Source organism: Candidatus Pantoea edessiphila (genome assembly GCF_002933335.1).
Taxonomy (GTDB): domain Bacteria; phylum Pseudomonadota; class Gammaproteobacteria; order Enterobacterales; family Enterobacteriaceae; genus Pantoea_C.
Genome location: NZ_PDKS01000006.1, coordinates 14,465 through 28,005 on the forward strand (window position 1 = coordinate 14,465; position 13,541 = coordinate 28,005).

General features: G+C 27.7%; 11 protein-coding genes. 8 read left to right on the forward strand and 3 right to left on the reverse strand.

Annotated features, from left to right (window positions below; genetic code table 11):
• Nucleotides 1-107: 107 nt before the first annotated feature.
• The 3 genes from gyrB to dnaA all read right to left on the reverse strand — a co-directional run bounded on the left by gyrB (nucleotide 108) and on the right by dnaA (nucleotide 5,194).
• On the reverse strand, nucleotides 108-2,513 hold the full coding sequence (gene gyrB, locus CRV11_RS03505; RefSeq protein WP_136131952.1) for a DNA topoisomerase (ATP-hydrolyzing) subunit B: 2,406 nt from the start codon (nucleotides 2,511-2,513) through the stop codon (nucleotides 108-110).
• A gap of 168 nt (nucleotides 2,514-2,681) precedes the next feature.
• Nucleotides 2,682-3,782 carry a DNA polymerase III subunit beta gene (gene dnaN, locus CRV11_RS03510; RefSeq protein ID WP_136131953.1) on the reverse strand — a complete coding sequence of 367 codons (1,101 nt, stop codon included), beginning with the start codon at nucleotides 3,780-3,782 and terminating at the stop codon, nucleotides 2,682-2,684.
• Between the two features lie 14 nt (nucleotides 3,783-3,796).
• Nucleotides 3,797-5,194, reverse strand: a complete 1,398-nt coding sequence (gene dnaA / locus CRV11_RS03515; RefSeq protein WP_136131954.1) for a chromosomal replication initiator protein DnaA — start codon at nucleotides 5,192-5,194, stop codon at nucleotides 3,797-3,799.
• A gap of 421 nt (nucleotides 5,195-5,615) precedes the next feature.
• Between dnaA and rpmH the strand changes: the two genes are divergently transcribed.
• The 8 genes from rpmH (at nucleotide 5,616) to fdhD (ending at nucleotide 13,519) form a co-directional block, all read left to right on the forward strand.
• The gene (gene rpmH, locus CRV11_RS03520) at nucleotides 5,616-5,762 is read left to right on the forward strand and encodes a 50S ribosomal protein L34 (RefSeq protein ID WP_136131955.1); all 147 of its coding nucleotides are present in this window, start codon (nucleotides 5,616-5,618) and stop codon (nucleotides 5,760-5,762) included.
• 18 nt (nucleotides 5,763-5,780) lie between these two features.
• The gene (gene rnpA / locus CRV11_RS03525; protein WP_136131956.1) at nucleotides 5,781-6,131 is read left to right on the forward strand and encodes a ribonuclease P protein component; all 351 of its coding nucleotides are present in this window, start codon (nucleotides 5,781-5,783) and stop codon (nucleotides 6,129-6,131) included.
• Complete coding sequence (gene yidD, locus CRV11_RS03530; RefSeq protein ID WP_136131957.1) at nucleotides 6,104-6,361, forward strand: membrane protein insertion efficiency factor YidD; 258 nt, start codon at nucleotides 6,104-6,106, stop codon at nucleotides 6,359-6,361. The genes rnpA and yidD overlap by 28 nt, the downstream gene beginning before the upstream one ends.
• A gap of 2 nt (nucleotides 6,362-6,363) precedes the next feature.
• Complete coding sequence (gene yidC / locus CRV11_RS03535) at nucleotides 6,364-8,019, forward strand: membrane protein insertase YidC (RefSeq protein WP_136131958.1); 1,656 nt, start codon at nucleotides 6,364-6,366, stop codon at nucleotides 8,017-8,019.
• A gap of 72 nt (nucleotides 8,020-8,091) precedes the next feature.
• Nucleotides 8,092-9,456: a tRNA uridine-5-carboxymethylaminomethyl(34) synthesis GTPase MnmE gene (gene mnmE / locus CRV11_RS03540; RefSeq protein ID WP_136131959.1), complete on the forward strand. Its 1,365-nt coding sequence runs from the start codon at nucleotides 8,092-8,094 to the stop codon at nucleotides 9,454-9,456.
• A gap of 169 nt (nucleotides 9,457-9,625) precedes the next feature.
• On the forward strand, nucleotides 9,626-10,540 hold the full coding sequence (gene glyQ / locus CRV11_RS03545; protein WP_136131960.1) for a glycine--tRNA ligase subunit alpha: 915 nt from the start codon (nucleotides 9,626-9,628) through the stop codon (nucleotides 10,538-10,540).
• A gap of 10 nt (nucleotides 10,541-10,550) precedes the next feature.
• Complete coding sequence (gene glyS, locus CRV11_RS03550) at nucleotides 10,551-12,626, forward strand: glycine--tRNA ligase subunit beta (RefSeq protein WP_136131961.1); 2,076 nt, start codon at nucleotides 10,551-10,553, stop codon at nucleotides 12,624-12,626.
• A 152-nt stretch (nucleotides 12,627-12,778) separates the two neighbouring features.
• Nucleotides 12,779-13,519, forward strand: a complete 741-nt coding sequence (gene fdhD / locus CRV11_RS03555; protein ID WP_241974181.1) for a formate dehydrogenase accessory sulfurtransferase FdhD — start codon at nucleotides 12,779-12,781, stop codon at nucleotides 13,517-13,519.
• Nucleotides 13,520-13,541: the final 22 nt, after the last annotated feature.

Here is a 13,541-nt window from a genome sequence, read left to right on the forward strand (position 1 = left end):
GTTAATAATTTATAATGTTTTAATCCAACTATAACCTAAATTTATCTTAAAATCTGTAGAACGTTGTATTTGATCTACATATTAATTGTTTTTGATTTTTCTGAATATTAAATATCAATATTAGACGCTTTTAAAGCGTTATTTTCAATAAATATACGTCTAGGCTCTACTGCTTCACCCATTAAAGTTCTAAATAATTGATCTGCAACCATTGCATCTGTAATTGTTACACGTAACATACGTCGAGTATCGGGATTCATAGTTGTGTTCCATAACTGATTTGGATTCATTTCTCCTAAACCTTTATATCTTTGAATTGATATATTATTATTAGATTCATTTATTAACCAATTAATGGCCTGTTCGAAATTATCTACTAATGTATGTTTTTCTCCTCTTTGAACATGTAAGCCTTCTTTTAGGAAATTACGAAAGGTATCATTTAAATCATAAATATTTTTGAAATCTATATTGTTAAAAATTTCTTCATCTATTACATATTCTGTATTAATACCATAAGTATAAATATTTAAAATCAGGCTAAAACAACATTTTGTTTCATTTTTGAGTAATTTAAAAGTATATTTACTATTATTGTTTTCATATTTATTTAAATATTTTATTATACTATTTGACCATTCATATACTTCTAATTCATTACTAAAATCAGTTGTTTTATTATTAATTAGGGAATTTAATAAATTAGAAGGAAAAAAACTCGAGATGTTTTTTATTTTTTGTTTAATTTTATCAAATTTATATACTAACTTAGCCAAATCTTTTCCTTGTAGAGTTAATAATTTAGATTTATCATATAACAATGATCCTTCTAGTGCATTTTTAATTTGGTATTCATTCATTTCAGCTTCATCCTTAATATAATATTCTTTCTTTCCTTTCTGTATCTTATATAGAGGAGGTTGCGCTATATATATATGACCTCTTTGTATAATTTCTGGCATTTGACGATAAAAAAAGGTTAATAATAAAGTACGAATATGTGATCCATCAACATCAGCATCAGTCATAATAATAATTCTATGGTATCGAATTTTATCAGGATTATATTCATCTCTACCAATACCACAACCCAAAGCAGTTATTAATGTTATAACTTCTTCTGAAGAAATCATTTTATCAAACTTTGCTTTTTCAACATTAAGAATTTTGCCTTTTAAAGGTAAAATGGCTTGATTTTTTCGGTTACGTCCTTGTTTTGCTGAACCACCTGCTGAATCACCTTCTACCAAATAAATTTCTGATAACATTGGATCATGTTCTTGGCAATCTGCTAATTTACCTGGTAATCCAACTAATTCTAGTATTCCCTTACGTCTAGTCATTTCTCGTACTCGACGTGCAGCTTCTCTAGCACGTGCTGCATCAATAATTTTATTGACTATTATTCTTGCATCATTAGGATGCTCTAATAAATATTCTAAAAGCTGTTCGCTCATTTGTTGCTCGACAGCAGATTTTACTTCAGATGACACTAGTTTTTCTTTGGTTTGAGAAGAAAATTTTGGATCTAAAACTTTTACCGAAACAACCGCAATCAAACCTTCACGAGCATCATCTCCAGTAACATTAATTTTGAATTTTTTATGGTAACCTTCTTTATCCATATAAGAATTTAATGTGCGTGTTAAAGCTGTACGAAAACCAGCAAGATGAGTTCCTCCATCTTGCTGTGGTATATTATTTGTAAAACAACAAATGTTTTCTTGCAAACCATCATTCCACTGCATTGCTATTTCTATGCCAACATTATCTTTTTCATTGTTGATATAAAAAATGTTTGGATGTATTGGATTTTTATTTTGATTTAAGTATTCAATAAAAGACCTAATACCTCCGCTATAATGGAAATAATCTTTTTTATCTTCTCGTTCATCGATCAAGTGAATAGAAATGTTAGCATTTAAGAAAGATAATTCTCTCAGACGCTTAGATAAAACACTATAATCGAATTTAATTATATTATTAAATATCTGATAATTTGGCCAAAAACGTATCATGGTTCCGCTAGATTGAGTCTTTCCAATGACATGTAATGAAGACTCTGGGACCCCATAATGATAAATTTGTTTATATATATTACTATCTCTATATATATGTAATTCTAATTTTTCTGAAAGGGCATTCACTACAGAAACTCCCACTCCATGCAGACCACCAGATATTTTGTAAGAACTATTATCAAATTTACCACCAGCATGTAATATTGTCATGATGACTTCAGCAGCAGAAACACCTTCCTCTACATGAATATCTGTGGGTATTCCTCGACCATTATCTTTAACAGAAATAGAATTGTCATTGTGTACAATGACACAAATTAAATCGCAATGACCAGCTAGAGATTCATCAATTGCGTTGTCAACAATTTCAAACACTAAATGGTGTAGACCAGTGCCATCATCTGTGTTTCCAATGTACATACCTGGTCTCTTACGTACAGCATCTAATCCTCGAAGGACTTTAATATTAGAAGAATTATAGGAATTTGACATTGATATTTCTCATTATTACAATGTTTCTTATTAATTACAATTTATATTCCATAGTCAAATAGCTTATTTGGAAGCTACTATTAAATAATTATAAACTAAGGTATAAGTTTATTTTGTTTCAACTAGCAAACAATACGTTGGCATTTTATACATGTAATACATACAAACTTATATTCTCATGGGCATTACAACATAATAAGCATAAGGATTATTAATATCTTGAATATGCATACTAGATATAGAATTTATAAATGATAAACGTACCTGGCTACATTTTAATGTGTTTAATACATCTATAATATATATAACATTAAAGCAAATTTCCAATTTATCACCACTATACTTAACTGCTAATTTTTCTTCTGATTTTTCATGATTATAATTACTAGTTGTTATAATCAATTGATTTTTACTAATATGTAGACGAACACCTCGAAATTTTTCATTAGATAGAATCGAAGCTCGTGATAACGCTTGTTTAAGTAAAGTACAATCTACTTCTAATGATTTATTTGGAGGTTTTTCTAATACTTGACGGTAATTTGGGAATATTCCATTAATTAATCTGGATGTAAAAATAATTTTTTTTGTATGAATTCTAATATTACTAGAACCAATTTGTATTTTTAAATTTATGTTTTCTCCGTTTAATATACGTGACAATTCAGTTACACCTTTGCGTGGTAACACTATCGAATATTTGGGTAATTTATTGTTAATATTAATAAAATAAGTTGCTAAACGATGTCCATCTGTTGCTACTGTACGAATTTCTTGATTCCCTATTTCAAACATAATTCCATTTAGATAGTGACGAATATCTTGATTACCCATTGAGAATTGTGTAAATTCTATTAATTTCTTTAAATTATCTTGTAATAAATCAAATTCTATTACAATATTCCAATCATTAATATCTGGAAAATTTGAAGATGGTAATGTTGACAACGAAAAATTAATATTACCAGATATTATTAACATTCGATTCTGTTTAGCAAGAATATCTATAATTGACCCTGATGGAATATTGCGACAAATCTCTAAAAATTTTCTTGCTGGTACTGTAATAGATCCATGTTCATATAATTTTAACAATTCTACGCATGCTATCATCTCTATTTCTAGATCAGTTCCAGTCAAAAATAGCATCCGATCATTTGCTTTTATTAATATGTTTCCAAGAATTTGTTGTACGGGACGGCTATTTAATACAGAACTAATTTGTTGTAATGGCTTAATTATTTTTTCTCTTTCAATAAGTAGTTTCATAATTATAAATATTTCTATAAAGATAATAATTTAATAATTTTATAAAAATCTTTTTCAAAATTATAATTATTTTTACATAATAGTTTAATTTTTCGATAAGCATGCAGTACAGTAGTATGATCACGTCCACCAAAAGCATTTCCTATTTCTGATAAACTATAGTTAGTTAGTTCTTTAGCTATTGTCATAGCAATTTGACGAGGATATGTAAAAGAACGTGATCTATTCTGAGAAATAATATCTACAACTGCTATTCTATAATATTCAGCTACTTTTTTTTGAATATTAGGAATAGTAATTACATCTCCTTGCAAAGCTAATAAATCTTGTAATACTTCATTTACAAAGTCAATATTAATTGTACATCCTATAAAGTTAGCGTTAGCAATTATTCTATTTAAGGCTCCTTCCAATTCACGTACATTAGAATTTAAATTTTTAGCAATAAAACAAGCAACTTCTTTAGGTAAAAGAATATTATTTTCATTAGCTTTTTTCATTAGTATTTCTATGCGAGTTTCTAATTCTGGTGGTTTAATTGCTATAGTTAAACCGCATCCAAAACGTGATTTTAACCGATCTTCAATACCATGCAAATCTTTTGGATAATGATCTGAAGTAATTATTATTTGTTTGTTATTTTCTATTAATATATTAAAAGTATGGAAAAACTCTTCTTGTGATCTTTCTTTGTTAGCAAGAAACTGTATGTCATCAATCAATAGAGTATCAGCTGAACGATAATAACATTTAAAATCTTCTATTGCACTATTTTTTAGTGACTTAACCATACTTTGAACAAAAAGTTCTGAATTTATGTAAACTAATTTTATTTTTGGTTCTTTAGTAGTGATTTTATTACCTACTGCATTGAGTAAATGAGTTTTACCAAGTCCGGTATTACCATAGATAAACAATGGATTATATTTGATATTTGTGTTATTAGCAACTTGGTATGCTGCTGTACGTGCTAATTTATTGCATTTTCCTTCTACAAAACTATCAAAATTATATTTCTTGTTTAAATTTGAGCTACGGATAATATTTAATTTTGTTAATAGATTATCCCAAGAAGATATTTCAATTTGTTTGTTTACAAAATTTTTTCTTATTGATGTAATAGGAATTGCAATATTCTTTGTAGTCTTGATAGTCTTGTTTTGTAGATTACAAATACCGACTTTAAAATTTAATGAAGGTGCATCAATTCCACAAAGTTCTTGCATTAATTCATTGATGTCTCCATAATATTTATATTTTACCCAGTCAAGTACAAATCTATTTGGTGCATATAATGCAAGAATATTTTTACTATATTTAGCTTGTAATGGACGAATCCACATACTAAATTCAGTAGCAGTTAGCTGATCTTGTAATCTAATGAGACATTGTTGCCAAAGAGCAATTGACACTTTAAATACTCCAATCTTATCTTATAATTTTATATAAAATTTAGACTAAACATGAGAAAATGATTTGTTAACATAAATAAAAAATACTAATATTAATAATATTTTTTTTATAAAGCTGTCTAGCTAAAAAATTAAAATTTTAACAAAAATTCTATATCTATATTAAAAATTGATTTAAAATATAAACAAACACTAAAATGCTTATAACTTAAACATAAAACTTCAACAATAATAAAACAGCAATTTCATTGGAAAACTAAAGTTAAGTTTTCTAATGATACTTGCAAATAAGATTAATTATTTTTGTGATAGTATCCTAAGGAAAATTTTTTGTTTTACTCTAAATAGTTGAGAAAATAATAATCAATTTGCTATTATTGAAGATGTACTCTGAGTGAAGATCTATAAGGTAAAATTATTTATGAAAAGAACTTATCAACCCTCTGTAATTAAACGAAATAGATCGCATGGTTTTCGCGTTCGTATGTCTACTAAAAATGGTCGTAAGATCCTATCTTATAGGAGAGCAAAAGGTAGAATTAATTTGACTATTTCTAAACATTGTTAGTATTTTTTTTGATATATTATGAACAGCTTTAAGTTTCCAAAAAAATTGCGATTATTAAAATCTAGCGAGTTTTTTTTTATATTTCGAGAACCTAAATGTATTTACTCATTACAATTTAATATATTTGGTCGTATTAATAAACTACAACATCCACGTATCGGACTTACTATTGCTAAAAAATATGTTAGACTTGCTCATGAACGTAACAGAATCAAGAGATTAATTAGAGAAAGCTTTCGTTTAAATCAACATAAATTACCGTTTATGGATTTTGTAGCAGTAGCTAGAAAAAGAAGTGTTGATTTAGATAATGTTGTTCTGTTGAAAAAACTGGAGAAATTATGGCAGCGTTATTGTCAATTGTCCTAAGATTATTAGTTACATTGATACGCATGTATCAATTTTTCATAAGTTCATCTTTAAAACCTCATTGTAGATTTTATCCAACTTGTTCTCAATATGCTATTGAATCATTACAAAGTTTTGGAATAACATTAGGAGGTATTTTGATTTTAAAACGTATATTAAGATGTCAACCTTTTAGCAAAAGCGGGTACGATCCCGTGCCACCAAGACCTTTTCATATCAGAGAATATTAAAGATGGATTCACAACGTAATCTTCTTTTGATTGTTTTCTTATTATTGTTTATTGTTTTTTGGCAAGCTTGGCAAACAGATTATAATTTACGTTCAGAAGATAATCAAAAAATAACAAATAACAGTAATAACAAAAATAGTGAAAATAGTACATTTAATAATAATAATGATGACAAAAATATTTTGATCCAAAATAAAGATCAAAATATTTTTGTAAAAACTGATGTTTTTTTATTAAATATTAGCACTTACGGAGGAGATATCTGTCAAGCGGAATTATTAAATTTTCCGGAAACTATTGGTTCTAATAAACCATTAAAATTACTAAAAACTAGTGATACATTTATATATCAGATACAAACTGGATTAAATGGTGTTGATGGTTCTGATAACATAGATAAAAATATACGACCTAAATTTATTACACAAAATCATTATTTTGAAATGAAAAAAGGACAAAATGAATTAAAAGTACCAATTACTTATCTCAGTAATAATGGAACTAAATATACAAAAACATTTATTTTTAAGAGAGGTGAGTATTCAATAAATGTACTTCATAACATTAGTAATTTTAGTAATAAATCCATAAAAATATCATCTTTTGGTAAAATAAAACAATCATTTACATTGCCACATAACTATGAAGCTAATAGTAGCTTTGCTTTACATAATTTCCGTGGTGCTGCTTATTCCACAGACAACCAAAAATATAAAAAATACAAATTTAATGACATTATAAGCAATAACAATTTAAATATTAGAACAATAAACGGTTGGGTCGCAATGCTTCAACAGTATTTCGCAACAGCATTAATACTTGACAACAATAACGATGAAATCACTAATACTATTTACACCAATAATATTGGTAATAATACTGTTACTATAGGTTATCTATCCTCTCCTATAACTATTCCAGCTCATACTGAAAAAGATCTGTTCAGCACTATTTGGCTGGGTCCTGAACTTCAAGATAAAATGGCTCTCCTTGCTCCTAATCTTGACTCAACAGTGGATTACGGCTGGCTGTGGTTTATTTCAAAACCATTATTCAAATTATTGAAGCTTATATATAGTTTTGTACACAATTGGGGGTTTTCTATTATAATTATCACTTGTATTGTACGTGTAATTATGTATCCTCTTAGTAAAGCTCAATATGTATCAATGGCAAGAATGCGCACTTTACAACCAAAAATCCAAAATATACGTGATCGTCTAGGGGATGACAAGCAAAAAATAGGTCAAGAAATGATAGCTCTATACAGAAAAGAAAAAGTTAACCCTTTAGGAGGATGTTTACCAATCATAATTCAAATGCCTATTTTTTTAGCTCTTTATTACATGCTTTCAAGTTGTGTAGAATTAAGACAAGCGCCATTTATCTTTTGGATACATGACTTATCTTCACAAGATCCTTATTATATATTACCAATTATAATGGGCAGTACTATGTTTTTTATTCAAAAGACATCACCAGTAAATAATACTGATCCAGTACATCAAAAATTCATGAATTATATGCCTATGATATTTACCGTTTTCTTTTTATGGTTTCCATCTGGTTTAGTGATATATTATATTATCAGTAACTTAGTAACACTTATACAACAACAAATAATATATCGAAGCTTAAAAAAACATGGAATCGAATAATTAGTTTTCTAATATTTAAATATTAGAAATAAAAATTTTATTAATTTTTAGTATTGGTTAATATGGTCTAATATGCAAAGTGATACTATTGTTGCACAAGCAACTCCTATCGGACGTGGTAGTATAGGTATTTTACGTGTTTCCGGAATTAAAGCTTTAGAAATTGCAAAAAAAGTATTACGTAAAGTTCCAAAACCTCGTTATGCTGATTATTTACCCTTTAATGATTTTAATGGTATAATATTGGATAAAGGTATTGCTTTATGGTTTCCTAGTCCACATTCTTTTACTGGTGAAGATGTTTTAGAGCTTCATTGTCATGGAGGGCCAATAATTTTAGATTTATTATTAAAATGCATTATAAGTCTGCCTAAAGTACGTATTGCAAATCCAGGTGAGTTTTCTGAAAGAGCTTTTCTAAATGAAAAAATTGATTTGACACAAGCAGAAGCAATTTCAGATTTAATTAATGCAAGTTCAGAACAGGCAGCTCGTTCAGCAGTTAATTCATTGCAAGGTATGTTTTCAAAGCGCATAAGTAAAATAACAGAAGATCTTGTTAACTTGCGAATATTTATAGAAACAGCTATTGACTTTCCTAATGAAGAAGTTGATTTTATTTCTAAAAATGATCTTTCCAAGAAAATGGGTTCTATTATTTACAATTTAAAACAACTGATTTTACAATCACATCAAGGTTGCTTATTAAATGAAGGAATGACAATTGTAATTGCTGGATATCCTAATGCTGGAAAATCTAGTTTATTTAACTCTTTAATAAAAAAGGAAACAGCTATTGTTACAAATATAGCTGGTACAACACGTGATGTATTACATGAGTACATTAATATCGACGGAATACCTCTGCGTATACTCGATACAGCGGGATTGCGTGATTCTCAAAATGAAATTGAATATCTTGGTATCAAACGAGCTGTATGTGAAATTGAAAAAGCAGATCATGTTTTATTTATAGTAGATGGAAAACATGTCACACCAAAACAATCTATAGAAATGTTATCAAAATTTTTATCTGATTTATCAATAAAAGTACCTGTTACAATTGTAAGAAATAAATCTGATATTACAGGAGAATCTATAGGTATTACTAAAATCAATGGATTTACAGTAGTTCATTTATCTGCATTGAATAATGATGGCATGCAATATTTACTTAAACATCTTAGGAAAACAATAGGTTTTAAAAATACTGTAGAAGGTAATTTTGTGGCTAGACGCCGTCATCTTCAATCTTTAGAAATAGCTTATAATTATTTGATAAAAAGTAATGAAGCACTATTAATTAATTACTATAATGAAGAATTTATAGCTGAATATTTGCAACTTGCGCAAAAGGAACTAAACAAAATTACAGGTTCTTTTACTTCTGAAGATTTATTAAATAAAATATTTTCTAGTTTTTGTATAGGCAAATAATTTTATTAGTACATAAGAGTCACTCTTATAAAATATATCTAATATCATCAATTAATCACAATATAGAGTGATAATCTATTTTTAATAGTGTATATCTATAAAATATTTATCTTTAAAACAACGTATGTCAGTTGTTTTTTATCCAATATCAAATAAATTTTAAATGTATATGAAGAAATTCGATATAAAAACATTCCAAGGGTTAATTTTAACATTACAAGAATATTGGATGAGGCAAGGCTGTATTCTTATACAACCATTAGATATAGAAGTAGGAGCTGGAACTTCTCATCCAATCACTTGTTTACATGCACTGGGTCCTGAGCCAATTGCAGCAGCCTATGTCCAACCTTCACGTAGACCTACTGATGGTCGTTATGGTAACAATCCAAATCGTTTACAGTACTACTTTCAATTTCAAGTTATTATGAAACCTTCTCCAAAAAATATTCAAGAACTATATTTAAATTCACTAAAGAAACTAGATATAAATCCTACTGTTCAAGATATACGTTTTGTAGAGGATGATTGGGAAAATCCAACCTTAGGAGCTTGGGGTCTAGGTTGGGAGATTTTACTTAATGGTCTAGAGATTTCTCAATTCACTTACTTTCAGCAGATTGGTTGTATGGATTGTAGACCTGTTACTGGTGAGATTACTTATGGTTTAGAACGAATTGCAATGTTTATACAGCATGTGGATAATGTATATGATTTAGTATGGAATAACGGCTTATATGGTACAATTACATATAAAGATATTTTTTATGAAAATGAATTAGAACAATCAGCTTATAATTTTAAATACGCAAATACTGATTTTTTGCTAATTCGTTTTGAACAATATGAAAAAGAAATTTTATATCTATTAAGCTTGAAAGATCCTTTACCTATCCCTGCTTATGAATGTGTTCTAAAAGCAATTCATAGTTTTAATCTTTTAGACTCTCGTAAAGCTATGTCAGTAACTGAGCGACAATGTTATATTTTGCGCATTCGCAATTTAACCAAATCTGTAGCTGAAGCTTATTATAATTATCGTAAAACATTAGGATTTCCAATGTGTAATTTAAAAAAAGTCTAAGGGTATTATAATGAATGGAAAAACTTTGTTAGTAGAAATCGGTACTGAGGAACTTCCACCAAAGATGCTATATAGCTTAGCACAGTTATTTTGTAAAAATATGATGATAGAATTAAATATTTCTCAATTGATGTATCAACAAGTTCTTTGGTTTGCCTCTCCTCGACGTTTAGCTTTAAAAATAATAAATTTATATCCTTATCAAATTAATAGAGTTCTTGAAATAAGAGGACCTAAATTAATAGAATCATTTGATGCTAAAGGTTATATAACTGAAACAGCAAAATCATGGTTACATAATAACAAAGTACTTATCTCTGAACTAGAAACTCTATATACTATTAAAGGTGCATGCTTAATTTATCGTAAAACAATTAAAGGGAAAAAAGTAAATTTATTATTACCCGTGATAATTGAAAAAGCATTAAAAAAAATAGATTTACCGAAATTAATGCGATGGGGAGAAAGTAATATAAAGTTTATTCGTCCAATTCATACTATTACTATATTATTTGGAGATAAGTTAATTCCATGTTCATTGTTAGGCATCAAATCCAAAAAAATTATTTATGGACACCGTTTCATGGGTAATAGTAAAATTACTTTGATTAATGCAGATCAATACCCTGATATACTTGCAGAGAAAGGCAAAGTAATTGCAGATTATATAAAACGTAAAGAAATCATAAAAACTGGAATAGAATTTATGGCAGAAAAGTTAAAAGGCCAAGTATATATTAATGATAAATTATTGCATGAAGTTACATCTTTAGTTGAATGGCCTGTTATTCTTAATGCTAACTTTAAAAAAGAATTTTTAAATATTCCACATGAACTATTAATTCATATAATAGAAAATATACAAAAATATTTTACAATATACGACACTAAAGGTAAATTGCTATCTAAGTTTATTTTGATTAGTAATATAGAATCTAACGATAGAAACATAGTTATTGGTAATGAAAAAGTATTAAATTCTCGTTTAGAAGACGCTGAATTTTTTTTCAATCATGACAGAAAACATTTCTTAGCAGATAATGTAGTATTATTAGAAAAGGTAGTTTTCCATAAAGAATTAGGTTCTTTGAAGGATAAAACGGAAAGAATTATGTTATTATCTAAATGGATTGCTATAAAAATAAGTGCTAATGTAGAATATTCTTTACGTGCTAGTTTATTGTCAAAATGTGATTTGCTCACTAGAGTAGTATTTGAATATCCTGAAATGCAAGGGATAATGGGTATGCATTTTGCACTTTGTAATGGTGAACATAAAGATGTTGCATTTGCAATCAGCGAACAATATAGACCATCTTTTTCTAAGGATGAGATACCTTCTAGTGTAATAGGATGTACATTATCAATTGCTGATAAAATAGATACTTTAGTAGGAATGTTTGGGATTCAACAACCTCCAAAAGGAAGCAAAGATCCTTTAGCTCTTCGTCGTGCTGCATTTGGAGTACTACGTATTATAATAGACAAAAAATTGCCTTTAAATTTACAAGATCTTATTCAAGAATCTGTGACAATTTATCAAGATAAATTTGTTGTTAATAACATCGTTAATAACATTTTGGACTTTATGTTTAGGCGTCTTCAAAATTTTTATGTTGAATCTGGATATGATATCAATATTTTTAAAGCGGTTTTATCTGTACGCCCATTATATCCATTAGATTTTGATCTTCGCATGCAAGCTTTATCAAATTTTCTTTTTCTTAAAGAATCTAATGAATTAATAGTTATAAACAAAAGAGTCTCTAATTGTTTAATAAAATCTAATACTAGACTAGCATCCAATTTGATAAATTCGTCTCTACTAAAACAGAAAGAAGAAATAGAATTGACAGATTATATAGCAAAATTAACAGTTAGGTTACAACCATATTTTACTAAGGGTTTATACATAGAAGCTTTAATAGAATTATCTAAATTAAGATTAACGATAGAAAACTTTTTTAATAAAGTGAAAATTAATACACATGATAACAATGTGCATATTAATCGTTTAACATTATTATCAAAAATAAGATCTCTTTTTCTTCAGATTGCAGATATATCTTTATTAAAATCAAAATGAAACAATCATAAAAATTACAATAATTTTATGTTATTATTATTTTATTGGAATTTTACTATGCATAAAAATGAAACACATAATAAAATAAATGCAATTAATATTAAAACAATAGTAAAAAAAAAATTTGGAAACAAAATAATCACTGCTGTAATGTGAAAACTGATTTTCTAGCAGAAGAAACGTTTGTTGCGTTAGTGTATAACGGTATATCTTATGTTGTTATGATGGTCACTCCTCAAAATTTAGATCTGTTCGCAATTGGATTTTCTCTTTCAGAAGGTATCATTCGTTCTTATATTGATATTTTAAGTATAGATATTATATTTAATGTGTATGGAGTTGAAATTCAAATTAATATTTCTTCACGTTGTTTTGAAGAGTTTAAAATAAAAAGAAGAGGAATGCTAGGTAGAACAGGATGTGGTATATGCGGTGTTGAACAATTAGACCAAGTTATTAATTCTAATATTAAACCCCTACCTTTTAGTCAAAAAATAAATCTTAAACATATTGATCTTGCAATAAAAAAGCTTAACAAACATCAACCAATAGGAATAGTAACTAATTGCACTCATGTTGCATTATGGATTAATGGTATAGGTGAATTAATATGTGGATATGAAGATATAGGCCGTCATGTAGCTTTAGATAAAGTATTAGGATATATGAGCAAAACAGAAAGTAAAAGTGGTGCAATTTTAATATCTAGTAGAGCTAGTTATGAAATAGTACAAAAATCTGCTATGTGTTGTGTTGAAATATTATTTGCTTTATCTGCAGCCACAGCATTGGCAGTTAGCCTGGCAGAAAAATACAATATTACTCTAGTAGGTTTTTCTAAACCTGGATGTTATACTATATATTCTAATCCTCAGAGACTTATTATACAATAGCTATACGGATGAAGTGATAATA